The 25,540-nt window shown below is 43.9% G+C and carries 25 protein-coding genes, 1 tRNA gene and 1 pseudogene; 23 read left to right on the top strand and 4 right to left on the bottom strand.

Annotation, left to right across the window (positions count from 1 at the left end; translation table 11 throughout):
* Positions 1-416 precede the first annotated feature (416 nt).
* Both Q0393_RS10075 and Q0393_RS10070 read left to right on the top strand, forming a co-directional pair.
* The gene (locus Q0393_RS10075; protein WP_298979918.1) at positions 417-1,130 is read left to right on the top strand and encodes a DUF4230 domain-containing protein; all 714 of its coding nucleotides are present in this window, start codon (positions 417-419) and stop codon (positions 1,128-1,130) included.
* Positions 1,131-1,601, top strand: coding sequence for a hypothetical protein (locus Q0393_RS10070; protein WP_298979917.1), 471 nt, complete (start codon positions 1,131-1,133; stop codon positions 1,599-1,601).
* A gap of 204 nt (positions 1,602-1,805) precedes the next feature.
* Here the strand turns inward: Q0393_RS10070 and Q0393_RS10065 are convergent, their stop codons facing one another.
* Entirely contained in the window at positions 1,806-2,411 is a 606-nt protein-coding gene (locus Q0393_RS10065; protein WP_298979915.1) for a hypothetical protein, read from the bottom strand.
* A gap of 464 nt (positions 2,412-2,875) precedes the next feature.
* Between Q0393_RS10065 and Q0393_RS10060 the strand changes: the two genes are divergently transcribed.
* Together Q0393_RS10060 and Q0393_RS10055 are read left to right on the top strand one after the other, a co-directional pair.
* Complete coding sequence (locus Q0393_RS10060) at positions 2,876-4,099, top strand: ankyrin repeat domain-containing protein (RefSeq protein WP_298979913.1); 1,224 nt, start codon at positions 2,876-2,878, stop codon at positions 4,097-4,099.
* Between the two features lie 314 nt (positions 4,100-4,413).
* A tRNA-Glu gene (locus Q0393_RS10055) sits at positions 4,414-4,488 on the top strand.
* Between the two features lie 179 nt (positions 4,489-4,667).
* Here Q0393_RS10055 and Q0393_RS10050 read toward each other — a convergent pair.
* Entirely contained in the window at positions 4,668-5,093 is a 426-nt protein-coding gene (locus Q0393_RS10050) for a hypothetical protein (RefSeq protein ID WP_298979911.1), read from the bottom strand.
* A 39-nt stretch (positions 5,094-5,132) separates the two neighbouring features.
* Positions 5,133-6,122: a biotin synthase BioB gene (gene bioB / locus Q0393_RS10045; protein WP_298979910.1), complete on the bottom strand. Its 990-nt coding sequence runs from the start codon at positions 6,120-6,122 to the stop codon at positions 5,133-5,135.
* Positions 6,123-6,437: 315 nt separating this feature from the next.
* Between bioB and mnmG the strand changes: the two genes are divergently transcribed.
* The 9 genes and pseudogenes from mnmG to Q0393_RS09995 all read left to right on the top strand — a co-directional run bounded on the left by mnmG (position 6,438) and on the right by Q0393_RS09995 (position 16,788).
* Entirely contained in the window at positions 6,438-8,324 is a 1,887-nt protein-coding gene (gene mnmG, locus Q0393_RS10040) for a tRNA uridine-5-carboxymethylaminomethyl(34) synthesis enzyme MnmG (RefSeq protein ID WP_298979908.1), read from the top strand.
* Positions 8,325-8,864: 540 nt separating this feature from the next.
* Positions 8,865-9,002, top strand: a pseudogene (locus tag Q0393_RS10035) (sigma factor-like helix-turn-helix DNA-binding protein); the annotation flags it as partial.
* Between the two features lie 86 nt (positions 9,003-9,088).
* The gene (locus Q0393_RS10030; RefSeq protein WP_298979905.1) at positions 9,089-10,987 is read left to right on the top strand and encodes an AAA family ATPase; all 1,899 of its coding nucleotides are present in this window, start codon (positions 9,089-9,091) and stop codon (positions 10,985-10,987) included.
* Positions 10,984-12,186 (top strand): McrC family protein, encoded by a 1,203-nt coding sequence (locus Q0393_RS10025; protein ID WP_298979904.1) that lies wholly within the window; start codon positions 10,984-10,986, stop codon positions 12,184-12,186. The genes Q0393_RS10030 and Q0393_RS10025 overlap by 4 nt, the downstream gene beginning before the upstream one ends.
* Positions 12,187-12,296: 110 nt before the next feature.
* Positions 12,297-12,464: a hypothetical protein gene (locus Q0393_RS10020; RefSeq protein ID WP_298979901.1), complete on the top strand. Its 168-nt coding sequence runs from the start codon at positions 12,297-12,299 to the stop codon at positions 12,462-12,464.
* 551 nt (positions 12,465-13,015) lie between these two features.
* A complete protein-coding gene (locus Q0393_RS10015; protein WP_298979898.1) occupies positions 13,016-14,569 on the top strand; it encodes a cyclic peptide export ABC transporter in 1,554 nt (517 codons plus the stop codon).
* A 278-nt stretch (positions 14,570-14,847) separates the two neighbouring features.
* Entirely contained in the window at positions 14,848-15,168 is a 321-nt protein-coding gene (locus Q0393_RS10010) for a c-type cytochrome (RefSeq protein ID WP_297896608.1), read from the top strand.
* 101 nt (positions 15,169-15,269) lie between these two features.
* Complete coding sequence (locus Q0393_RS10800; protein WP_367179184.1) at positions 15,270-16,049, top strand: riboflavin synthase; 780 nt, start codon at positions 15,270-15,272, stop codon at positions 16,047-16,049.
* Positions 16,050-16,059: 10 nt separating this feature from the next.
* Positions 16,060-16,788: a polyphenol oxidase family protein gene (locus Q0393_RS09995; RefSeq protein ID WP_298979896.1), complete on the top strand. Its 729-nt coding sequence runs from the start codon at positions 16,060-16,062 to the stop codon at positions 16,786-16,788.
* A gap of 5 nt (positions 16,789-16,793) precedes the next feature.
* Here the strand turns inward: Q0393_RS09995 and Q0393_RS09990 are convergent, their stop codons facing one another.
* The gene (locus Q0393_RS09990; protein WP_298979894.1) at positions 16,794-17,054 is read right to left on the bottom strand and encodes a helix-turn-helix domain-containing protein; all 261 of its coding nucleotides are present in this window, start codon (positions 17,052-17,054) and stop codon (positions 16,794-16,796) included.
* A gap of 589 nt (positions 17,055-17,643) precedes the next feature.
* On the opposite strand from Q0393_RS09990, the gene Q0393_RS09985 reads away from it, so the two are divergent.
* The 10 genes from Q0393_RS09985 to argS form a co-directional block, all read left to right on the top strand.
* Positions 17,644-18,054, top strand: coding sequence for a hypothetical protein (locus Q0393_RS09985; protein WP_298979890.1), 411 nt, complete (start codon positions 17,644-17,646; stop codon positions 18,052-18,054).
* 36 nt (positions 18,055-18,090) lie between these two features.
* Positions 18,091-18,273 carry a hypothetical protein gene (locus tag Q0393_RS09980; protein ID WP_298979889.1) on the top strand — a complete coding sequence of 61 codons (183 nt, stop codon included), beginning with the start codon at positions 18,091-18,093 and terminating at the stop codon, positions 18,271-18,273.
* 19 nt (positions 18,274-18,292) lie between these two features.
* Positions 18,293-18,622 (top strand): hypothetical protein, encoded by a 330-nt coding sequence (locus Q0393_RS09975; protein ID WP_298979887.1) that lies wholly within the window; start codon positions 18,293-18,295, stop codon positions 18,620-18,622.
* A 304-nt stretch (positions 18,623-18,926) separates the two neighbouring features.
* Positions 18,927-19,724, top strand: coding sequence for a 30S ribosomal protein S2 (gene rpsB, locus Q0393_RS09970; RefSeq protein ID WP_297880676.1), 798 nt, complete (start codon positions 18,927-18,929; stop codon positions 19,722-19,724).
* The gene (gene tsf / locus Q0393_RS09965; RefSeq protein ID WP_298021216.1) at positions 19,724-20,788 is read left to right on the top strand and encodes a translation elongation factor Ts; all 1,065 of its coding nucleotides are present in this window, start codon (positions 19,724-19,726) and stop codon (positions 20,786-20,788) included. Before rpsB ends, tsf begins: the two co-directional genes overlap by 1 nt.
* A 2-nt stretch (positions 20,789-20,790) precedes the next feature.
* Positions 20,791-21,432 carry an ABC transporter ATP-binding protein gene (locus Q0393_RS09960; protein ID WP_298979884.1) on the top strand — a complete coding sequence of 214 codons (642 nt, stop codon included), beginning with the start codon at positions 20,791-20,793 and terminating at the stop codon, positions 21,430-21,432.
* Positions 21,433-21,488: 56 nt separating this feature from the next.
* Positions 21,489-23,561, top strand: a complete 2,073-nt coding sequence (locus Q0393_RS09955; protein ID WP_298979882.1) for a hypothetical protein — start codon at positions 21,489-21,491, stop codon at positions 23,559-23,561.
* Entirely contained in the window at positions 23,561-24,175 is a 615-nt protein-coding gene (gene gmk, locus Q0393_RS09950) for a guanylate kinase (protein ID WP_298979880.1), read from the top strand. Before Q0393_RS09955 ends, gmk begins: the two co-directional genes overlap by 1 nt.
* A 10-nt stretch (positions 24,176-24,185) precedes the next feature.
* Complete coding sequence (locus Q0393_RS09945; RefSeq protein WP_295151567.1) at positions 24,186-24,398, top strand: twin-arginine translocase TatA/TatE family subunit; 213 nt, start codon at positions 24,186-24,188, stop codon at positions 24,396-24,398.
* A gap of 5 nt (positions 24,399-24,403) precedes the next feature.
* Positions 24,404-25,540 (top strand): arginine--tRNA ligase (gene argS / locus Q0393_RS09940; RefSeq protein WP_298979878.1); only part of this gene is annotated, 1,137 nt, incomplete at its 3' end.

Here is a 25,540-nt window from a genome sequence, read left to right as displayed (position 1 = left end):
GCTACATGGAATTCCGTAGCGGTAAATTTTTAAAATTTAAAAATTCCAAAATTTTACTACGTAGAATTCTGCCTCTAGAATTTAGGTCGTGGCGGCGTTTTCTCTTAAGGGGGAAGGGGCACTACTTACTCTGCTTCGCTGCGCTCGCAAGAAACGCCGCCAGGCTTAAGCTTTGCATCACTACGCTCGTTTTGCGAGGTCGCTCCCCTTCCCGCTCCAAAACCCCACCCATCCCCCGACGACGCTAGCGGTGGTGCGGACTGCGTCCGCGTTAAATTTTATAATCGCGGCTCGCTTCTTTAAAATTTCTTTTGCGATTTTAAAATTTCTTGCCGCAAAAATCGTAAAATTTCAATTACACTACAAATCGGCGCTGTATTTTGCTAAAATACCGATAAAATTTTAAAGGATGAAATTTGGAAAATTTTGCTTTTCTTCTAAATTTAGTGATATTTTGCATCTTGGTTTTTATGTTTTTTAAGATGCGCAAAAGCGGCGAGCAGGCGAGCAAGCCGCAGATCGCCACCGACATCACGCGGCTTAAAAGCATCGGCGAGCTGAGCGTTTTTAAAATTTACTCCAAAGAGATCGTCACGCGCAAGCAAAACGTAGGCAGCGGGCTGCTGGGCTCGCTCGTATCGCCGCTGATGACGAAAAAGCAGATCGCCATCATCTTCGAGTTTGAGATCGAGTTCGTTTACGACCTGCTAAGTCCCGACTTTGCGATACTGCCGCAGGGAGAGGATCGCTACGAGATCAAGATGCCGCCGTGCAAATATAAATACTCGATCAAAGATATGAAAATTTACGACGAGAAAAACGCCAAGCTGCTGCCGTTTTTGCTGCCCGATTCGCTAAACGGGCTGTTCGGCGCGAGCTTTGACGAGAGTGATAAAAACCGCCTCATCGACGACGCCAAGGACGAAGTCAAACAGCTCTCGCTAAAAATCATCAACGATCTGGGCGGCAAGATCCATAAATCCGCGACCGACACGCTGGAGGCGATCGCCAAGAGCTTTGGCGCGAAGGAGGTCGGATTTATATTCCAGGACAAGGCGCTTCAAACGATCGACATAAACTCAAACGAGATCGCAATCGACAAGTCGCTAAAATCGCAGATCGAGAAGTAGATGGAACTTTTCAAAGCGCTTTTTAAAATTTACTTCGCCCGCATGCTCGCGTTTATGGATGCTTGTGCGAGGGCTTGGCAGCGATTTTATGAGCCGATCAGGCTGCGCAAAGAGAAAAAACGCCTGCGCGCGAAGGGCTATTTTACCGAGGATGCGACGTGGGCGGAGTTTTTCGCGGATTTTAAATTTTGCAAATGCTTCATCATCAAAAAAATCCTCTATCCGAACTTCTACGCGATCAAAAACTCCTCCAAATGGGATGCGGGCTCAAAGCGAGCTAGTTTTTCGATAGGCTCGTTTGCATACGACGAGATCGCGTGGATATGGGTGCCGCGAGCCTTCGACGGCGGGCGGAAAAACGATCTGGAAAAGCTAAAAAATCTACTGCAAAAGATCCCCGCACTGCGCTACGAGCAGAGCGATACGGGGATTAAAATTTTCGGCTACGAGTGCGGCGAAGAGGCCTTGTAATCGTATGACGCGAAATTTATTAATTTTGTCGAGAGCCGCGTCGATGCGGCGCACGGCTAGCGCTTCGTAGATAATCAAGCAGGCGGGTTTTAGAGATCGTGTCTTTGACGAAACAGCGCATGCGAGCGTGAAATTTTATCTCTACAAGCGCCGTCGCGCGGTCTAAATTTTAAACTACGCGTGAGCATAAACGCGAGCGAAATTTTATCTCTGCGCCCGGCTCCATAGATCCTTTGCTTCGGCGGAGTTTTTCATATTAAACCACGCAAGAAGCAGCACTACGGACGCTAATGGATTTAAGATTAAATTTAACAGTTCCATACAATTTATGACGCCCATCGTTATAGCGGCGGGAGCCGGTATTTTGAACATCATGCTGTAGATGACGTCTGCGCCGATATCTGCGATTAGTAGTGCGGCATATACGGCAAAAAGCTTGCATCCGGTAGCGGCGTATAACTTAAAATTTATAATTATCCAAGAGAGCGTAACCGCAAAAATCAAATACGGCACGTATATTTGCAGCCTACTGCAATCACATCTTCTAAGTATATAAATGGCTGAAAAATATAGTAGCGCCGCAAGCGCAATGCTGTAAGCGTATTTGAAGATTATAAAAACCTGCGGGCCCGTGATATTTTGGATGTTTTTAAGCGCGTGGTAAAGGAATGTGAAAGCAAAAATCCACACTAAGATTTGAGAATCCAAGTACGCGATCTCGCCTTTTATAGAATACGCCACGCTTGCGACCAGTAGGCAGAGCGCGCCGAGCGTGCCTTGCAGCTTCGCTCTTTGAAAAGCTTTATTCATTTTATCCCCTTAAATTTTAATATGCGGCTCACTGCTTGTGCCGCGCAGATGAGCGGCGGGCGCTGCTTTGATTATCGCCGCGAGCTTTAAATTTAACCGCTACGAATACTTTAATTTAGCGCCACCGCTGCAAATGCTTCATACTTGGCATTGTTACAAACACTTTAATTTAGCGCAGTCGCTGCAAATTTTAATTTGATATCATCGCTGCAAATTCTAATTTGACGCCGCCGCTCGCGCAATACATTTGGAAATGGGATTTTACGCAAATTTTGTTTAAAATTGATTTAACTTTTTAAATTTAAAAGCAGCGGAGTAGCTTAAAATTTATAACTATTCAAGTGCCATTACTATAAGCATTAAAAAAGCTTATTTTTGATTTTTAAAATTGAGCTGTTTTTAGTAAATTTTGCTTACAAATTTTGTATAATTTTTAAAATTTTATCTCGAAAAGAGGAGCAAATATGAGATTTATCGTTATATTGTTTTTGGTAGTCGGCGGCTGTTTTGGAGGCAATATAACCGACTTTCAAAGCTTGGAAAAATTTATCAAAGATGGGCAAGCGAAAGGATATTTTCCTAAAAAGATTTTAGTGACGCAAGGATTTGATACCACCGTATTGGAAGACGTGGGTTTAAATTTTAGCAAAACCATATATTGGGACATAAATTCTCGCTGCAACCAAAACTCAGACGAAATCATTATAGCCGAAAGCGATACGAGGCACTCTATAGTTTGCCCCGGAAATAACAACGTCTATATTTTGACGGGCGGCAGAAGCGATGTGGAAGACCCATGGGGAAACGATATCTTCGTAATGGGCGAGAACGATGATAAAATTTCAAAAAGCTGGGGTACAAATATATTTATATTCGGCAAAAGATGGGGGCACGATAAGATAGAAATCGGCGATTCTAGAATAAATCCGGCGTCAAACCCCGAATACAAAAACGAATTTCCTTACGAGTTTAGTCACTTTTTCATCTTTGATAGCGGAGTTAAAAAGGATGATTTAGTTTTTAACTTTAACAAGATAATAAATTTAAAAACAAACGACTCTATAGAACTTACGGATTTAAATGGTATAAATTTGATTTTTAAAGACGAGCCAGGTAAATACTACGGTACAAATTCTTTAAAGGAGATTTACGACGAAAACTTTTTCGTTACGCCTAAGACTGAAGAGAGTTTGAGTATAGATGAGATACAAACGCTGCTTCACAAAACGGCATATTCAGACAACGCCGAAGATGCTAAAAAATACTGCGAAATGGGCGGCGATCCGAATTTTAAAGGTCATGAAAATACCACTCCCATCGAAATGGCGGTAATGTTAGGTAACGAAAATTCGCTTCGCGCGATGCTAGAGTGCGCAAAAAGACTGACTGATAGCGCGATGATGATGAGTGTATTCGGAAGCCAACACGACGATGAGAAGAGTTTTAGGCTTGTAAAGCTTTTGGAAAAATACGGCGGAAATTTTAATGCAAAAGATAGCGACGGATGCTCCATGGTAAATTATGCGGCAAGTTCTCATAGTCTAGAAATCGTAAAATATCTAGTAGAAAGAGGCGCCGATCCAAAAGCTAGATGTTCTCATAACCAAAGCGTAACTCCATCGGATTGGGCAAGGAAAAATGAGGATAAAAGAGTATATGAGTATCTAAAAAGCCTAGAAGCCAAATAACAAGGCATGCTAAATGGCTTTTTATCACCTGCTTTAAATCAGCGCGATAAAATTATTGGCGTTTTTGATGCTGATAGCAAGGCGCAGCAAGCTTTTATGATATCGATTTGGCTTATGGCTGCAACGACGGAACTTATTTATGTGGCATCTAGAATGGGCGGCATATCGGACTCTCTAGAGCACCAAGATTTACGGCTATGCCAAAAAGCTTTAAGTTTTCGGCGAAAATTTTATTTTGCATTATTTTTGTTGAAATTATATAATTTAATCCAAAATTTATATACACTTCGCTATCATCTCGTTTTTAATCTCGCGGCCCACTCGTCTAGTGGTTAGGACGCTGGCCTCTCACGCCGGTAACAGGAGTTCAAATCTCCTGTGGGTCACCATTTCATCACTTAAAATCAATTAAAATTTTCTATCATTCAGCTGTCTGCCCTTGAAATTTAAGACCTCATTTGATTTTGTAGTATTTTGGCTGAAATTTCATCATATTTTTACCGAGGCTAATTGATCTAGAATGAAAGTCGCGCGAATTAAAATTTAGATCAAATTGTAAAATTCACGGCTAAATCCGGCCGCTGCTTATATTTTCAAGATTACGCAGCCTGTTCCAGTTCTGCTCGTTTTGTAAATTTCTCATATTTTGTCGCTGCTGCATCTGCTCCAGTTGCTGCTGCGATTGCTGTTGCATTAGGCTTTGCTGCGTGGCGATATACTGCTGCTGCGCTCTTTGCTGAGCTTGCGCGCTATTCGCTCTGAATGAATTAAACGCGTCTTGCGATGCCGCTTGCTCTTGCGCCGTCTGCGCGACTTCGGCGTCGATTTTTTGCCGCTTCGCGCAGCGGTTTGGTTGCTTCTTATTTAGCGAGCTTGCGATGTCGCATCTGTTCGCGCCTGTTGCAAACAAAGCTTCCTCGTCGCCCTGCGGGAGCAGCGAGCAACCTCCAAGCAAGACGACCAAAATAAGGGCAAGGAAAAATTTTAACTTCACAGTTGCCTTTCAAATTTTATCTTTAATTCCCCGCAGCCGCTAATCCGCGCCCTTTGCGAGGTCGAACCCACACTGCGCTACAAGCGCCTTATCGCTTGCGATGCTATCGCCGGTGGTGGTCAGGAAATTGCCCGTAAGCGCCGAGTTGATGCCGCATCCAAGCGCCGTGCGCACGTGCTCGCCCAAATTTCGCCTGCCGCCTGCGAAGCGCAGATACGCGCGCGGCAAGATGAAGCGGTAGATCGCGATCGATTTTAAAATTTCATCGTGCGCCAGCGGCGCGGCATTTTGCAGCGGAGTGCCCTTGATCGGGGTCAGGATATTGATCGGCACGGAGCTAACGCCCAGCTCTCGCAGCTGCAGCACCATATCGATGCGATCCTCCATATTTTCGCCCAGCCCGAAAATCCCGCCGCTACATACGTCAAGCCCCACGGCGCGGCAGTTTTGTATCGTTTGGATGCGATCGTCGTAGCTGTGCGTCGTGCATATCTGCGGATAAAATTTGCGCGAAGTCTCGAGATTGTGATGATAGGTCTGCACGCCGCTAGCTTTAAGCAGCGCCAGCGCGGGCTTTGAAGCGATTCCCAGCGAGGCGCACAGATGCAGCCGCGTTTCGCTCCGCAGCCGTTCATAGATCGCGCAGTATGCTCTCAGATCGGAGCTTTTTTGAGAAATTCCGCGCCCGCTGGCGACGAGCGAGAAGCGGTGCGTCTGCTCGGTTTCGTTTGCAAGCGCGGCGCTTAGCACCTGCTGCTCGCCCAAAATTCCGTAAGTCTCGCAGCCCGTGTTAAAATGCGCCGACTGCGCGCAGTATTTGCAGTCCTCGCTACAGCGCCCCGATTTTACGTTTATGATCGTGCAAAGATTAAATTTATCGCCGCAGAACTCGCGCCTGATCTCATCCGCCGCCGCAAAAAGCGCGCCCAAATCCTCGCATCGCGCCAGATTTAGCGCCTCCTCCTTCGCAATCTCGCAGCCGCCTATCACGCGATCTTTCAGCTCGGAAATATAAAATTTGTCTATCAATACTTAGCCTTTTTGAAAAAATGCGTAATTATACAATGCGAAATTTAAAGCAAAGTTCGCGCGTGAAATTTTGGCGCAGAAATTTTGCGCGGAATTTTACGCCCTTGCTCGCCGATTTTGTACCGAAGCTTTTACGGACGGCTCGTCTGTGCGCTTACGGCGGCGCAAATTAAAATCGCTTCAAAGTTGCGGCGCGGTAAAATTTTACGCGTATGAAAATACATAGCGAGCCGCTATCTGCGGCATCTGCGCGCGATTTATCGTTTTGAAATTTTATTTTGGCTAAAATTGCGGCTTTAAATTTAAAGGCAAAAAATGAAATACGACGTTATCGTTGTGGGCGGCGGGCACGCGGGCATCGAGGCAAGTTTGGCCGCCGCAAAAATGGGCGCAAAGACGCTGCTAATTACGATCTTGGCCGAACAGATCGGCGCTGCGAGCTGTAACCCCGCAATCGGCGGCCTTGCTAAGGGACATCTGGTAAAGGAGATCGACGCGCTGGGCGGTCAGATGGGGCTTGCGGCGGATGCGTGCGGGTTGCAGTTTAGAATTTTAAACGAGAGCAAGGGCCCTGCGGTGCGCGGCTCGCGCGCTCAGATCGATATGGATGAATACCGCATCTATATGCGAAATTTGCTGCTAAACACGCAGGGGCTGGACATAAGCCAGGAGATCGCGAGCGAAATTTTAACCTGCGAGCAAGGCGGCGCCCCGCGCGTTTGCGGCGTTAAGAGCCATCTTGGCAACGTTTATGAGACCGAGCATCTGATAATCACCGCCGGTACCTTTTTAAACGGGTTAATTCACGTGGGCGAGAACAAGCTGCAAGCAGGGCGCGTGGGCGAGCTAGCAAGCGTCGAGCTGGCCGAATCGCTACGAAGCTTGGGGCTGCAAATGGGGCGGCTAAAGACGGGCACCTGCCCAAGGATCGATGCTAAGACGATCGATTTTAGCGTGCTTGAGCGCCAAGACGGCGACGTGGATCCGCGCGCTTTTAGCTTTCGCAGCAAAGATTTTGCGCCGAAGCAACTTGCTTGCTTTATCGCTTATACGAACGAGCGCACGCACGAGATCATCCGCGAAAATTTCGCCCGCGCGCCGATGTTTACGGGGCAAATTTCAAGCACGGGTCCGCGCTACTGTCCGAGCATCGAGACTAAAATTTATGAATTTCCAAATCGCGACCGCCACCACGTCTTCGTCGAGCCGCAGACGCGCGAGGCTACGGAGTATTACGTAAACGGGCTTTCTACGAGCCTTCCTTACGACGTGCAGATTGCGTTTTTGCGCACGATCAGGGGCTTTGAAAATGCTAAAATCGTCCGCCCGGGCTATGCGATCGAGTACGATTTCATCGATCCTACCGAACTTAAACACAGCCTTGAGACCAAAAAGATCCGCGGGCTGTTTTTGGCAGGCCAGATCAACGGCACCACCGGCTACGAGGAGGCCGCGGCGCAGGGGCTGATGGCAGGCATCAACGCCGTGCTTGATTTGCACGGGCGGCAGCCTCTGATTTTGCGCAGGGATGAGGCGTATATCGGCGTTTTGATCGACGATCTGGTTACCAAGGGCACGAACGAGCCCTACCGAATGTTTACTTCGCGCGCGGAATTTCGCCTGCTGCTGCGCGAGGGCAACGCCGTGCTACGCCTGAGCGAATACGGCCGCGAGATCGGGCTTTTAGACGAGGCTAGCTACGAGCGCGTGAGCAAATTTAAGCTTGATGTGCAGAGCGGAATGGAATTTTTGCTAAAAACGCAGATTACCCCTTCAAAACAGACGCTTAGCCTTCTGCAAAGTATCGGCGCAGAGCCAATTTCACAAAGCTGTAGCTTGCAAAAAATCGTAGCCAAAAGCGGCTTTTCAAAGGCGGGCCTGCTTGCTCTGGCGCCGCATTTTGAGGGCTTTAGCGATGAGGTTTTGGATGAAATTTTAACGCAGTGCAAGTATCATTTCTACATCGCGATGCAGCGCGCCGAGGTCGAGAGGATGAAGGGGCTGCTGGGCGTCGCGATCCCGCCGCAGATCGATTTTAGCAAGATCGGAGGGCTTAGCAACGAGATAGTGCAGAAGCTAAATCGCTTTGCGCCGCCGACGCTGTTTGCCGCGAGCGAGATCAGCGGCGTAACGCCCGCCGCGATCGATATTTTGCACATCTACATCAAACAAAATTTCTATATCAAAGGCAAAATAAAATGATAACTATAAAAAGTGAGAGCGGAAATAGTAAATTGCAGTAGATTTGGCAATAATATTCTAAAAATTTATGGCGGAAAGTCTAAATAATATTTTAAGATTATATTCCACTTGAATTAGAGCTAAATTTTGCGGTAAAATAAGTGATACAACTTTAAAAATGGCAAAAGGGAGTAAAAATGATAGCATTGGAAGGATGTTTAAAGCTACGAGATGAGTTTTAAACGAAGACGGACTCCGCAAAAGCCATAGACGTGATTGTAAAGCAATATACCAAGGCTAGCGATAAAGATACTTATTGTACAAGGGCTTGAAAAATCAAATTAAAATTTATATATAAGGAAGAAAATGCAGATTAAAATTTTAAATCTTTTAGATGAAGCAAATCAGCTAAAACTCAAGGTAAAAAGCCTGTTAAATGAGCCAAATTTAGGTCAAAGTCAAAAATTTGTACTAAAGCATATAAATAGTGATCTGTCAAGGATTTTAAGTATCTTAAATCTCAAAAATGCAGCCTTTGATTCAAATATAAGAAGCGGTGGAGAATATACGCTTGAGGAGATTGGTGCCGTTCTTGGCGGGGTTAGTCGTGAGAGAATCCGTCAAATAGAATCAAGTGCTCTAAAAAAGTTAAAACATCCAAAAATAATTAGAAATTTTTATAACTATATAAGGTTGTAGGATTTTATGTAAATTTAATTTGGGTGTAGGCAGAATAAGCCTTATAAATATAGAGTATTCAGCTTTAAAATTTAAAGGAGAAAAAGATGACCGAAGAGTTGCAAGATGAGTTAATTAAAGGGTTTAAGTATTTTAAAGAATTTCAAGGAAAATATAGAAAAAACATGACTCATGTTTCTGATGAACTGAGATCTTTTTATGAAAGCTTTAAGAAATTTACGTATGAAATCTTTGAAGAACTAACGAAGCCAATAATAGGGAAGTGGCTACCTAATGGAAATAAAATATCGGATTTTATGTGGAATAGAGCACAACCTTTTGAAAATAAAAGCTTTTTATATATTTATCTCGCTGCAGAACCGGATAATGGTTTCATTTTTGGAATTGGTTTTGACGATAAAAAAGAGAAAAATAGACAATTAATGGATAAAGTGTATAACTTTTTAAGTGAAGAATTAGATAAATTTGATATACAAGGGTTTGTCAAAATGAAAGATAGAGTTTTTGCTGTAGAAGATATGGATAATTTAACCAACTTAGATTATAAAACTTTAATTGATAAATTTAAATATGTATACAAGGAGGTATATGATAAATTTTTAAAAAATCCAGAAGAAATAGTAGAGCAAATGATCAAAGCGGATCAAACAAAATTCCCATTAAATCAAATTTTATACGGCCCTCCAGGTACCGGTAAAACTTATAACACTATAAAAAAGGCTATCGAGATAATAGAAAAAAGAGATATCGGAGACAAAGAAGACAGAGCCATTCTAAAAAAGAAATTTGATGAATATATGCGAAGTGGACGGATAAAATTCGTAACATTTCATCAAAGCTATGGATATGAGGAATTTGTAGAAGGTATAAAAGCAGAAACTAAAAGTGGAAATATATCGTATGATATAAAAGACGGGGTATTTAAAAGAATTTGCAAAGAGGCTAGCGGCAATAGCGAGAAGAAGGTATTGCTAAAAAATACGAAAGAAGAACTAACCGAAGATGGCTTTAAAAAATTATATAACGACTATGTCAATAAACTACCGCCTATTTCTAAGAATCCGTCTGAAAAAATATTAAAAACTCCTACTGATAAACAGTCGTTTTGCCTATATAGAAATAATACATTTTCGATATCGGTTAAGCCACAAAATAGCAATGAATCAAGATCTATATCCTATGATAAATTTATAAAAGTTATATTTCATAATGATACCTATGGAATGTCTTCATATGAACCCATAATTATTCAAGATATTTTGGGCCAGAAATATGAAAATTATGGAACGAATGGTATTGATCAAAAATATGTCTTAATAATCGACGAAATTAATCGCGGAAATATATCTAAAATTTTAGGTGAGCTTATAACGCTAATCGAGCCTTCAAAAAGGCTCGGGGCCAGTAATGAGATAATGGTTGAGTTACCATATTCAAAAAAGGAATTTGGAGTGCCGTTAAATTTATACATAATCGGCACGATGAATACCGCGGATCGAAGTATAGCCCTTATGGATACGGCACTTAGAAGAAGATTTGAGTTTATAGAGATGATGCCGCAGCCTGAACTTTTAGAAAAAATCAAGATAACAGAAAACGAAACTAATACTAAGATAGAGCTCAAAAAAATGCTTGAAAAAATAAATGAGCGTATAGAGTATCTTTACGACAGAGACCACACGATAGGGCATGCTTATTTTATGTCAATAAAAAGCGGTGCGGATATATCAGAGCTAGCCTCAATCTTTAAAAATAAAATTTTACCGCTACTTCAAGAGTATTTTTATGACGATTGGGAAAAGATAAGGCTGGTACTAGGAGATAATGGGTTTATAAAAGAAAAAGAGAAAGATAGAGCATTGCTTGTGTTGGATGGCAAAGAATACGAAACTGATAAAATTTTATATGAGATAAAATTTGAAGCCTTTGAAGAGCCAGAAAACTATATAAAAATTTACAAACAAAACAAAACGCAAGAGCAATGACCAAATACTTAATAGAGTTTGAAAAATTTCGCCCGGAAGACGACCAAGATCTATTTAAAGCCGTAGATGCCTTTACTAGAGAAAATTTTGCCGCAGTAGAGTTTTTAAAGCCCGGTAGAGACAAAAAGGGCGATTTTTTACAAGCTCAAAACTACGTCGGTATCATCCAGACAAAAAGCGGCGATAGCCTTGAGATACTTCCTAAGATCCACGACAACGATAATAGTAGTAACGAGGAGGCGATAGAAAATTCTAAAAAGATTTTACTAACGATGCTAAAGACTTTAAAAAGTCATCCGTTTAAAAATATAAACATAGCAAATTTAAAAAGCCTAAATTTGCCGCTTCTTGAAATTTTTATATCAATGTTCCTCGACGAAGTATCAAAACTCATAAAAATAGGCATAAAAAGCGACTATGTAGAGCTAAAAGATAACCTAAATTTTTTAAAAGGAAAGCTTAAAATATCGGAGCAAATACGTAAAAATATCGTGCATAAAGAGAGATTTTACGTTTGCTATCAGGAATTTTCCATAGATAGAGCAGAAAATCGTCTCATAAAAAGCACGCTCGAGTTTTTATACAAGCGCTCAAAATCAAGCAGAAATCAACGGCTTATTAGAGAATATTTATTTATCTTTGACGAAATTTCATCTAACTCCGATATAAACGCGGACTTTAGCCGCTTAAAACTAAATCGCCAAACAAAATACTATGAACAAGCGCTTTTATGGAGCAAGATATTTTTACAAAATAAGTCGTTTAGTCCGTATAGAGGTAGTGATGTAGCCTTTGCCTTGCTTTTTGATATGAATAAACTATTTGAAAGCTATGTCGGAAATTTCATAAAGAAAAAGCTTCCGGATGCTATATTGCAGCATTCGCAAAAGCATCTTATAGAAAAACCCAAAGGCTTTATGCTAAAACCGGATATATTTTTAAGGCATCAAAAACGAAATTATATAGCCGACACAAAATGGAAGATCATCAAATCAAAATACGATATATCCCAAACCGACCTATACCAGTTATACGCTTACGGCAAAAAATATGAGTGCAGTAAACTTTATCTCATCTACCCAAGGATAAGCGGTATCAATCAAAAGGCTATGAAATTTAGATACGAAAATGATATGCGACTCAATGTTTTATATTTTGATTTAGAAAAAGGCAAACTTATCAAATATTTATTAGATTAATATTACTCATATGACCTATATTCTAATTTTTCCTCTTTTAGGTATTGAAATCTTACGCTCAAATTTACTATTACTTGGTTATATATTTTATAACAAGGCGGAGCATAAGCATGATAGAACAAGAGATACGGCAGGAGTATGACGAGTATTCCTTTTTGATAAAAGCAAAAACTAGCGATGATTTTGTGAGAAATGTTATATTTACTAAATACGACTGCATGGATGTGGCAAAGGACTCTTATAGACAGGCCGTAAAGGCGCTAAATAGCCCTTTATGACGTAATTGATGAAGCAAAATTTATATTGCAGCGTCTAGGTCAAGATTTTGGCCATGATACCGAGTTTGTGCAAGAGATGCAGCAGGAGATACTAAACATAGGGATTACGTCATACGAATATCAAGAGGTATCCAAAATAATAAATACTTACAATTCTAATACCCAGAGAAATGGCTTTTTTATGCTACCGCTAGGGGAGTTATAAATATTAACTCCATTTAAAACATCATCATGGGCTTGTGGCCATGGATATCACCTTGAAACATTATCTTTATTTTAAAAGTCTTACAAACTGTTTGTCGCCGCATCTTTGTCGTCTTTGGTGGCAACTCACATGCTCTAGCTAAGTTGTACGTGATCAAAACGAAATTTAACGCAGATTCGCGATAAAATTTCGCGTATGTTTACGGCGCAATCCCGCGCAGATTGGCGGCGAAATTTTACGCAGTCCTGGTAAAATTTTATTCGCGAAATGAGAACGGATATAAAATTTAACCGTTTTTTCAAGCGAATTTTGCCACAATTGCGCTCAAATTTTGTTGGGGCGAAAGATGAAAAAATATACCAAACAAATCCTCTCGATGCTCGCGCTAAACGCGATCTACAGCGGCTCGGGGATCTTGATTTTAAGCTTTATCAATAAATATCTACTTGACGGCGCCGAAAGAGGCGGGCGCATCATCGCACTATTTTTCGCGCTATTAGCGATATTTCTGCTGCTTTCGGTGCTAAGCCGCATCATGCTTTGCAAGATGGAAAACGACTTCGTGTTCGATCTGCGCACCAAGATCATCAAGCAGATCATCGATACGAAGTTCGAGCGCATCGAGGCTGCGTCGAAGGCGAACCTGCTTGCATCCCTTTCCAGCGATATTTCGCGTCTAACCGAGGGCTTTATGCGCATTTCCGAGCTGATCCAAGGCGCGATGATAGTGCTATTTTGCAGCATCTACGTGCTATACATTGCACCTATGATGTTTGCGTTTTTATTCGTCTGGATCGGCGCGCTGATGATTTTTAATCGCTTTTTGATGAAAAAGGTCATGCAAAATTACGATCTGTACCGCCAAAACGAGGACGTTTTGTATAAAAACTACGCCGCGGCGATCGAGGGGCACAAGGAGCTGTCGCTAAGCCTAGCCAAAGCAAAAAGCCTATACGAAAACGACTTTTTGCCCAACGCGCAAAATTTACGCCAAAGCTCGCTGCGAGCCGAGGTTTACGGCGCGTTTGCGAGTAATTTTATGAACGTGATGATGCTAGGCGCGGTGGGCTTTGTGCTTTATTTCGGGCTCAGCGGCGGCAAAGCCGATCTTGCAAACGCCGTAACGATCGCGCTTACGGTGCTTTTTTTACGTGCGCCTTTGATGATGCTCATATTCTCGCTTCCTAGCGTGCTGCGCGCAAAGATCGCCTACGCAAAGATCAAAGAGTTAAATTTAGATCCGTTCGTGCAGGGCTTTGAGCTTGCGCAAATGCAGCCGTGGCGCAGCCTGGAGCTTAAAGACGTGGGCTTTTCGTACCCCGGCGGGAAATTCGGTATCAAGGGGGTAAGCTTGCAGCTAAATGCGGGCGAGACGGTGTTTTTAATCGGCGAAAACGGCAGCGGCAAATCGACGCTTTTTATGATTTTAGCGGGCCTTTATACGCCGCAAGCGGGCGAAATTTTAGCCGACGGCGCGGCCCTTAAACCCTCTGATCTGCGCGCCTACAGCAACAACATAAGCGCGGTTTTTAGCGATTTTTATCTCTTCGACTACGCTACGGGCGATACGGATATCGCGCGCGAGTGGCTGGCGCTCACGCACCTGCAGGATAAGGTTGAGCTAAAGGGAGCTAAATTTAGCACAACGAGCTTATCTAGCGGGCAGCGCAAGCGTTTGGCGCTCGTAAGCGTGCTGATGGACGGGCGAAAATTTTTGATGCTCGATGAGTTTGCCGCCGATCTCGATCCGCAGTTTCGCGCGGAGTTTTACGAGCGGATTTTACCGGAGCTGAAATCGCGCGGATACACGATATTTGCGATCTCGCACGATGATAAATACTTCGGCGCCGCAGATAAAATTTATAAGATGCAAGGCGGCGAAATTTCGCGCATAAAGTAAAGCAGTTAAATTTTAAAATTCTACGCAGAATTTCGCGATGGAATTTGACATCTAGATGAAATTAGCCTTAGGATTTTGCTACGAAATTCCACAATTGAAATTTAAGTGGCAAGGTGAAATTCGCTTAAAATTTTACAGCGTAAATTCCGCTTCAAGCCCCTATGCTAAAGTTTGCAGTAGATAGAATTTTGCCTCTTTGGCGCAAATTGCAAAAATTTAGCCGAAATTTACTAAATTTTGATTATACTGCACCCACAATTTAAAAAGAAAGGATAGGAATGAAAAAAGTTCTTATTGCATGTGCTGCGGTTGCGGCGTTTAGTTCGAGTGTATTCGCCGCTGATGGCGCTACTTTATATAAAAAATGCGTGGCCTGTCATGGAGCTAACGCCGAGAAGCCTTATCTTGGCGGCAAAGTACCTGCGCTAAACACCCTAAGCAAGGAAGATATCATCGCTAGCCTAAAAGGCTACAAAGACGGCACTCTGGGAGAGGGCAAGGGAAAATTTGGAATGATGGGCGTTATGAAGGGTCAAGCAGCTTCGCTCAACGACGAATCGATCGAAGCGCTAGCCGATTTCATCGTTTCTAAAAAATAATTTCAAACTTCATTCGGCGGGCTTTGTGCTCGCCGAACTTCGCTTAATTTAAAATTTTAAAATTCTACGCTAATATCACGTAAAAATTCCAAAGGCTCATAATGTTTAACGGACTGATCAGAGAGATCGCGCAGGTTGCGAGCTTTAGCGGCGATTCGCTGCGACTGCGCGCGAGATACCGACCTGCGCTTGGCGATAGCGTTGCGGTAAACGGCGCGTGCTTGAGCGTGACGCGGCTTTTTGCGGACGGATTTGCGGTGCAGCTTTCGAGCGAGACGGCGCGCGTCATCGCCGCACAAAACCTGCGCGGCCCTGTGCATATCGAGCCCGCGATGCGGATTGGGGATCGCATAGACGGGCATTTGATCCAAGGACATGTCGATGCCGTGGGCGAAATTTATAAAATTTCAAAGCTTGCAAGCGGCGTCGATTTTTTTATCCGCGCGCCGCTGCATATAGCGCCGCTGCTAGCGCCGAAGGGCTCGGTAGCGATCGATGGCGTGAGCCTAACGATCAACGAAGTGCTTGAGGGTGGAAATTTTACTCACAAAGACCCGTTCGGCGCAAATTCTAGCGATTCAAATTCCGTTTGCGATCCGAGCTCATTGGGCGTAAATTTAAAGAGCGAAGCGCAGAGCTGCGCCATTCGCCTTACGATCATCCCTCTCACGCTTAAAGATACGCTCTTTGGAACCTACAAAATCGGGCGCCGCGTAAATATCGAGACGGATCTGCTCGCGCGATACGTCGCGGCGCAGCTGGGCTTTGCCGGCGGACAGCTCGGCAGTCGCGGTACTGTTGCAGCGCACGACGCTAGCGCCGATGGCGAGCAAGACGGGCTTTCGTGGGACGCGGTAGATAAAATTTTGAGCCTGTATTAAGCGGCGCGCGATGACTAAAATCGAAATTTGCAGAGAAAATCTTGAGTTTGTATTGGACGGACGCGGCGTGCTGGCGGGCTTTAGCACGCGCGAAGGAGGCGTAAGCGGCGGAGCTTACGCAAGTCTAAATTTAGGGGATCACGTAGGCGACGATCCGCAAAACGTCGCGCAAAACCGCGAAATTTTAGCCGCCGCGCTCGGTATCGGACCGCAAAATTTAAAATTTATGCGCCAAATCCACTCAAACAAAGTTGAAATTTTACGCGCAGGTAGCGATGAAATCCCGCCCTGCGACGGGCTCGTGACCGATCTGCGCGGCGTGGCGCTGTGCGTGCTGGTAGCGGACTGCTCGCCCGTGCTGATCGCGGACGAGCGGCGCGGTGTGGTCGCTGCGGTGCATGCGGGGCGCGCGGGCGTGATAGGGCAGATCTGCGCCAATGCGATAAATTTGATGAGCGAGCGCTTTGGCTGCGTCGCTGCGGAGCTGAAAGTATTCGTGGGCGCGAATATTAAAGCACGAAACTACGAACTTGGCGGGCTTGATCTGGGCGAGTTTGAGCGCTATAAAACGCAGGGGCATTTCGATATGAACGCCGCTCTGCGCGACGAGCTCGCGGCTGCGGGAGTGCGAAGCGTTAAATTTGATCCACGCTGCACCTTCGAGAGCGAGCGACATTTTTCTTACCGCAGAGACGGCGTTACGGGGCGCTTCTGCGGCTTTGTGATGAATAAAATTTAATCAATTTAGAGCTGTGGATCAAAAACAAAAAATTCCGAAATATCTACTTCCAAAACATCTGCTATTTTTATCAAATGCTCGATATTAAAATGTTTTTTATTGATATGAAGTTCAGCCATTGAGATCGTTCCTACGGCTTTGTGTCCGATGGCTAGGGCGAGCGAAAGCTGCGAAACACCTTTTGCTGTTCTTATGCGCTTGACATTCTCGCCGATAGCCTTGTAAATAGCGTCCATCTTCTCATCGGTTATCGTGCAATCCTTCAAATACGCCTACCTATAATTAAACTAACCATAAGTATATTTGGATTATAATCCGCTATCAACTAACTATAGTTAGAAATTTTAAAATTTGGATGCAAATTATGGAAAATATAAAAATTTTAAAAGAGATATTAGAAGCCAAAATGATACTACTAATCCCATCATATGTTCAAATTGCTTTCGAAAAGATCATACATGAATTTAATAGCAAATCAGATGCTGAAGAATTTATTTATGGGCAATTATGCCCTATCATCATAGCGATGATCGTATATCGTTAAGATTTTGTGAGGATAGCGGAATTTCAAAGGATAAATATCAAGTACCACTTATGACATATGATACTGTTGCGGGTGATATATTGCTTGATATGCAGATGAATTTACGACAAAATTTTATCACTACAATGTGTATAAGAACATCAACCGATGGGGAATGTATGCTAACGTTGGCAGATACCCATTTGACGGTGCAGTTTTTTTCATACGCCATAATCGCAGTCATAATGAAAATATATAGAATTGGCGATTATGATCGTATTATATCTGATTTTCCAAATTTCTAATCAGTCATTTTTTATTAGGAGGATTTTATGGGAGATATCATATTTGTTATAATTTTAGTTATGATAGTTTGGGCAATTAGTTATAATGTGAAAAATAATAATGAAGATGATACTACTAGCAGCATAGATATAGATAGAGAAAATATAGATGATACAATGAAAATATCTGATAAATATTCTGAAATAGATCAAAATCTTGAAAAAGAGGCAATTTTATTGACAATACTATTGGAAAGCAAGGGTATACGTACTATTGATTTGTTTTCGTCAATAGATGCATATAAAAGAATTGTACTTAAAGTAGTTAAAAGGTGCAATTACAAATGTGCCGATGAACAATTGAAACTGATTAAACAAATTTTTATAACTTGTACTCTTGCAGCTAACGGCGATGTCACGAATTTTATAAAAACCGAATTCGAATTGCTCGGTATCTGAGTATTACGTAATCTAAGATTAAAATAAGGATAAAATATGGACTTTGAAAGATTTTTTAAGAATAAAGTTGAAGCCAAAAATATTTTTATAGAATTTTTAGATGAATTCTATGGCTTTAAGCTTGGCAAAGTTAGAATTTCAAATCTTGTTATAGATACGCTTTTGCGTGGGTCTAAAAAACAATTTAGTAATTTTACCGATGTCTGCGCCTTTTTTTGAATCACAATGGCAAGTAAGATTGGAATATGACTATGACGATACAGATATGGCTTACATATGCTACTTTATTGACATTGCATTTAAAATTTGTGGAATTTTAAATGGCGAAATTGACAATGAAGTTAAGGCGCATGTTATTAGAAAATATTCTGAGAACGATGGATTTGTATCAGCTTTGATTTATATGGCATATGGACGACAAATTTCAACAATTTTAACTTGCGTAAATCAACTCGCTGTATTTGCTACAGTCTATAGTATCAATATTATTAATGGTGCAGATAAAACAAAAACTCATGAATTTATAGTAAATGAATTTGAAAATTTCCTATCAAAGTTGATGTATTAAGTGCCAAAAATCAACGATAGAACTTTGTTGATTCCTAAAATTTTTAACCATTTTTTATGTACTATATAAAAAATTAAAAAATTTTATTACAAGGATATCTTGGCGAAATAATAAACTTTGCGTCAATATATCGCTCTTGATCCCTCGTTTTTTATAATCAGCTTATTTTAATAAAATTTTAAATATAATTCCAATCTCATTTCACACGCATCAATCCTTGATTTAGTTGTAAATTTAGAGTAGATTTACGGGCGGATGCGGAGGAATAAACTAAATTTCGGGGCAACCCACAAGGAGAAAACTCATGGTAACAATGAGAGATTTGCTAGAGTGCGGCGTTCATTTCGGACACCAAACGCGCAGATGGAATCCGAAGATGAAAAAATTCATTTTCGGCGAGAGAAAAGGTATCTATATCATAGATCTACAAAAAACTATCCGCTACTTCCGCTACACTTATAATATCGTGCGCGACGCGGCTGCCGAGGGCAAGACGATACTTTTCGTAGGCACCAAAAAGCAAGCCGGCGCGACGCTAAAAGAGTACGCCGAAAAATGCGGCATGCCTTATGTGAGCCACAGATGGCTAGGCGGCATGCTGACGAATTTTTCCACTATCAAGCAATCGATCCGCAAGCTCGAAGTAATCGAGACTATGGAAGAGGACGGCTCGATAAATTTACTAACTAAAAAAGAGGCGCTAATGCTTCGCCGCAAAAAAGAGAAGCTCGAGCTTTATCTAGGCGGCATTCGCAATATGAAGGGTCTTCCCGATATGATCTTCGTCATCGACGTGGTTAAAGAAAAGATCGCCGTAGCGGAAGCTAACCGCCTAAAAATGCCGGTTATCGCGCCTTTGGATACGAACTGCGATCCGGACGTAGTCGATTTCCCGATCCCCGGCAACGACGATGCGATCCGCTCGGTTCAGCTTTTCTGCCAAGAGATGGCTGAGGCGATCAACGAAGGCAAGGCACTTCGCGATCAAGACGCAAGCGAGGATGTCGAGCAGAGCGAAGCCGTCAGCGACGAGGAGAAAGAGGAAGTCGTAGCCGAGGCGATGAGCGAAGAGGATTTTGACGTAAGCGAGGACGAAGAGTAATGGAAATCAGCGCGCAAATGGTAAAAGAGCTCCGCGAAAGCACCGGAGCGGGGATGATGGATTGCAAAAAGGCTTTGGTTGAAACAGACGGCGATATGGACAAGGCCGTCGATCTGCTTCGCGAAAAGGGCCTCGGAAAGGCTGCTAAAAAAGCCGACCGCCTAGCTAGCGAGGGCTTAGTAAGCGTCGAAGTGGGCGCGGATCATAAGATCGCCACCATAAGCGAGATAAATTCCGAAACCGACTTCGTAGCTAAAAACCAAAATTTTATAAATTTAGTTAAAAATACCACCCTACATATCCAAACCAAGGGAATTAGCAGTGTCGAAGAGCTAAATTCCAGCATCATCGACGGCGTTAAATTTGACGAGCATCTAAAGAGCCAGATCGCTACGATCGGCGAAAATTTAGTCGTTAGAAGATTTGAGACGATTAAGGCGGGCGCAAACGGCGTGGTAAACGGTTATCTGCACTCAAACGGTCGAGTAGGTGTAATCATCGCCGCAGCTTGCGACAGCGAGCGAACTGCGGAGGGTGCGAAGGAGCTTATAAAAAATCTCTGCATGCATGCAGCCGCGATGAAACCTCAGGTCATCAGTTATAAAGAGCTTGACCCTGATTTTATCGAAAAAGAATTCTTAGCTCTTAAAGGTGAGTTTGAGAAGGAAAACGAGGAGTTTGTGCGCTTAGGTAAGCCCCTTCATAAGATCCCGCAGTTCGGCTCGCGCGCGCATCTAAGCGATGAAATTTTAGCCAAAGAGATCGAAGCTTTAAAAGACGAGCTTCGCAAGCAAAATAAGCCTGAAAAAATTTGGGATAAAATTTTGCCGGGTCAGATCGATCGCTTCATCGCCGATAATACCCAGATCGATCAGCGCCTCACGCTGCTAGGGCAATTTTACGTAATGGACGATAAGAAAACCGTCGAGCAGGTTATCGAGGAAGAAGCTAAAAAACTAGGTGGCAAAATCGAGATCGTAAAATACGTCCGCTTCGAAGTGGGCGAAGGCCTAGAGAAAAAGAGCGAAGACTTCGCTGCCGAAGTAGCGGCTCAAATCGGCTAAATATGGAACTTTTAAAGGGCGTAAATCTTACTCACGCGTATGATTATACGCTCTTTGAAAATGTAAGCTTAAGCGTTGGGGAGGGCGAGAGTATCGCCATTTTGGGCGTTAGCGGCTGCGGCAAATCGACCCTGCTTCATATTTTATGCACGCTTTTAAAACCGAATTCGGGCGAAGTGATCTACGGCGGACGCAGTATTTACGAGCTAAGCTCCGATGAGAGACTTAAAATCCGCCGCAATGACTTCGGCATAATATTTCAATCCCACTACCTTTTTAAGGGCTTTTCCTCCGGTGAAAATATCGAACTCGCCGCCAAACTTACGAATAATGCGATAGATGATGAAATTTTAAAAAAGCTTCAGATCGAACATACTTTAAAGCAAGGCGTGGGCGAGCTTAGCGGCGGACAGCAGCAGCGCGTGAGTATCGCTCGCATACTTTGCAAAAAGCCGCGCATAATTTTTGCCGACGAACCTACTGGAAATTTAGACAAGGATACCGCAAACGAGGTCATGGACGTGATCTTTGAGTATGTTTCACACAGCGGCGGCGCGCTAGTTTTGGTCACGCACGATGAGGGCTTGGCGCAAAAATGCAGCAAAGTTTATCGCATAAACGATCGAAATTTAGCAGAAATATAAGCAATTAATAACCAAAAATATCTTAAAATAAGTAAAATTTTTCCAAAAGGCCATAAATGAAAATTTTACTTGACAATCACAATGAGCAGGTTGCAAGTGTCGTAAATATTTGCTGCGAGCGCATCGGGGCGGATCTGGTGGATTATAGCGCGGACGAGAGCGAATACGATTTGGCTATAAAAAACTACGAACCGGGCGACGATATTTCAAATTTTGATCTTCATAAAACTTTATTTTTGACTCCCAAAAACGTATCTCCGAGCGGGGCTAGGTATACTTTGAGCAAGCCTTTTTCGCCGCTTGAGCTCATCACGTTTATCAGCGAGTTTTCGCTGCAGACGATGAGTGCTCAAGCTAAGCAGAAGATGGCTCAGGAATTTGCCGATGCAAGCTCTGTGATGAAAGAGATCGATGCGATTGATCAGGCAAATTCCGCTTCGGGCAGTAATTTTGAAGAGCTCGTGGACAACTTTTATGACTCCGGCAAGGATATACCGCTTTCACAGCTGGCAAACGATATAGCGCCCGAGATTGCAGATGATGTGCCGCTTTCGCAGTTGGTAGGCGATATGCCGCGCACGGACGAGATCGCAGATGATATTCCACTCTCACAGCTTGCAGATGAAGCAGCTCTTGCGGACACCATCGCCGATGATACGCCGCTTAACGCCATCGCAGAAAAGATTGCGGATAATATCGCAGATGATATGCCTCTAAACTTAGTTGCTAGCGATATCCCTGAGGATGTACCGCTAAATAGTATCAGCACAAGCGAACCCGCCGAAGGTAATCACGCACCTCAAGATGAAATTCCACTCGTAAAAGATGACGCTCCGATAGCTCTAGCGGCGCTAGATGATGAAAATCCTAAGAATTTCAAAACAAATAAATCGCAGACAGAAGATGAAATTCCCGCCACACGGGCAAGCGAAACTTTACCGCTTGCGCAGCAAGACGAGCCGCAAAGAGCTGGCAGCTCTAATGAAATTGCCGTTGAAAAAAAGGCAGACGCTGCGCCTAATCTAGAGGAAGCGAAAGACTCTGTGGATGTTACGCTTAAACAGCATGAATCAGACGGCTCATTTGCCTATAAAACAGATGAAAAAAATTCTGCCTCGCAAGTAGTGCAAGATGCAGCTGGCGCGTCTGTTAACAGTGGATTTGATATGGATTTTTCTAGGCTTTTCGATAGCGCTGGCATGCCCGTGGAGGAGTTTGGCGGATATGATAATTTCGCCGCGGCTGCGTTTGCTTCTGATGAAAAAGAGGATAAAAGATCTGCGCATGATAAAAATAAAGCGGCTACGGATTTTCAAAAAACGCAAATTTCGTCTCAATACGAGGTCGCTTCAGATACGCCGATTGCGTTAGCGGGTGCGGGCGATATACCTCGCGAAAATCTTTATAACGCCGTTCCGTTTCAAAGTATGGAATTTACTGGCGGACTTGCACAGAATACGCCTATGTCTGCTCATAATGAAGCATGGAATTCAATTGGCGCAAATTTCGCAGCTTCTGCAAATTCTAGCAATACCGGGACTACAAATTTCACTCCTGCGCCAAATTTTTCGGAGCTAAACTTGCCGCACATATTAGATGCCTCGGATTTACCGAAGCAAAGCGAGCAAGCCAATAGCGTTGCCGGCGGGTTTGCGGACGGATTTTTGCGCGCTATGGAGGGCGATTTCGCAAACTCGTTTGCCGCAAGCTCCGCTGATAGCGAGCAATTTAAATCCGACAAGCTCGCAAAGAGCGCCGCGCAGCAGATAAAATTTAATGCTTCAAAGCCTTCGGAGCGCACCGAATTTAAAGCGCATAAATTTGGTGCGTCCGAGCAGGTAAATGAGATGAAATTTGGCGCACAAGCTATGCCAAATGAGCTTGCTGCTTCGGCTGCGGCGGAGTTTGCCAGCCTTATGGCAAGCGAGTTAGGGCCTAGCGCCAAAAGCGAGTCGCTGCGTAACGAGCACGGTAAAAAACCGAGCGCCGAGGAGCTGAAAACCAAACTGCGCGATGATCTAGAAGCGGGCATCGCAAACACGATCGAGAAATTTGCTGGCAGTAAGGACGCTAAAGACGCGCTGAAGGACTTTAAGATCAATATCGACATATCGTTTGGAGATAGATAGTGAAAGGCAAAATTTTGCTCGTCTCCGGTCCAAGCGGCAGCGGCAAAAGCACGCTTATAAAGCGTCTTATCACAGAATTCGGCGAGCAGATATACTTCTCGATCTCCTCTACGACGCGCGAAATGCGTGCGGACGAAGCGGATGGTGTGAATTATCATTTCATAAGCGAGAGCGAGTTTCGCGCAGGCATCGAGCGCGGAGAGTTTTTAGAGTGGGCGTTGGTCCACGGCAAATACTATGGTACTTCGCTAAAAGCCGCTACTAGCGAGCTTGAGCAGGGCAAGATCGTGATTTTTGACATCGATGTGCAAGGATATGAGATCGTGCGTAGCAAAGTGCCTAAAAGCGAGCTTACTAGCGTATTTATTACTACGCCGAGCTTGTCGGAGCTTAGAGATAGGTTACGCGCTCGCGGCGATAATGATCCTGCCGATATTGCTTTACGCCTGCAAAACGCGCAAGAGGAGATGGAGCGCCTAGGCGAGTATGATTATTTCATAATAAACGACCGCCTGGAAGCGGCGTATGAAAATTTAAGATCAATCTATAAAACTATCAAACTAGAAACGGCAAGCCGCGACATAGGCAAGCTAATCGAAATTTGGAAAATTTAAAGGAGAAAAAATGGGCGTAAGCGTTCAACAACTGCTAATTATCTTAGCGATTATCGTGTTACTTTTCGGAGCTAAAAAGATCCCTGAGCTCGCAAAGGGTGTGGGCAAGGGCATAAAGACTTTTAAAAAAGAGATGGAAGAGGACGACGAACCGCAAAAGGTCGAGAAAAAGATGGAGCAAGAGGTTAAAGACGCCGAAATCAGCGATACTAAAAAGGCGTAAAGGATTTGAAAAATTTAGTCTTAAACGAAATTTTTAAAATTTTATCTCGCAAAGTCGTTTTAGAAAAACCAAAAGATAAAAGTTTGGCTCATTACGCCTCGCCTGAGGCTTTTGCGCTGGCTAAGGAGCTGCGAAAGGCGCCAAAGCTTATCGCCGAGGAGCTTGCGGCTAAATTTAAAGATAGCGAAATTCTAAGCGCCACGGCGGTGAACGGCTATCTAAATTTTCATCTAAAGCCCGCTGTGTTGGGCGCACTTGCTGAAGATGCCCTTAAACTGGGCGGCGATTTTGCGAAAAATGATGCCGAGCTCGGACGCGGAATTTTACCGGCTTCGGAAAGGATTTACGCGAGTGAGCCTGCTAGCAAAGGCTGTGCTGCAAATCTAGCTGCGAGAGGCAACGACACCGCCAAATCGCAGAATTCCGATGCTAGGCAAAATTTTATTTCGCAGAATTCCGAAGCGGCGTCAAATTCCCTCGCAGCATCGAATTGCGATGAGGCGCGGAATTCCGCCGCTATGCCGCAAAAAATTCTGCTTGAATACATCAGCGCCAATCCGACTGGTCCGCTTCATATCGGACACGTGCGCGGCGCCGTTTACGGCGATACGTTCGCGCGTATCGGCGGCTATCTGGGGCACCGCGTCGATACCGAGTACTACATCAACGACGCGGGCAATCAGATCGAGCTTTTGGGCGCTTCGATCGCGCTTCGTGCGCGCGAGCTCGCGGGCGAGGACGTGAGCTACCCCGAGAAATACTACCGCGGCGAGTATATCGACGAGATCATCCCTCTTGCGCGCGCCGAGCTCGGCGATGAAATTTTCCGCGACGAATCGCGCGTTTTGATCCTTGCGGAGTTTGCTAAGGACGAAGTGCTAAAGATTATCCGAAAAGATCTCGCAGACGCGGGCATTCATATCCAAAACTGGGCTAGCGAAAAGAGCCTCTACGGCGAGCTTGAGCCTACGATTAAGAAGCTTGAGCGCAGCGGTAAGATGTATGAGCAGGAGGGTAAAATTTGGATCCGCTCATCGCAGCTCGGCGACGAAAAGGATCGCGTCGTCATCCGCGAGGATGCGCGCCCGACCTATCTTGCGGGCGACATCGTTTATCACAACAACAAATTTGAGCGCGGTTAC

Source organism: uncultured Campylobacter sp., from assembly GCF_938015785.1.
Classification (GTDB): domain Bacteria; phylum Campylobacterota; class Campylobacteria; order Campylobacterales; family Campylobacteraceae; genus Campylobacter_B.
The sequence above is the reverse complement of the archived record's forward strand: the minus strand, read 5'-3'. Positions and strand labels throughout refer to the sequence as shown.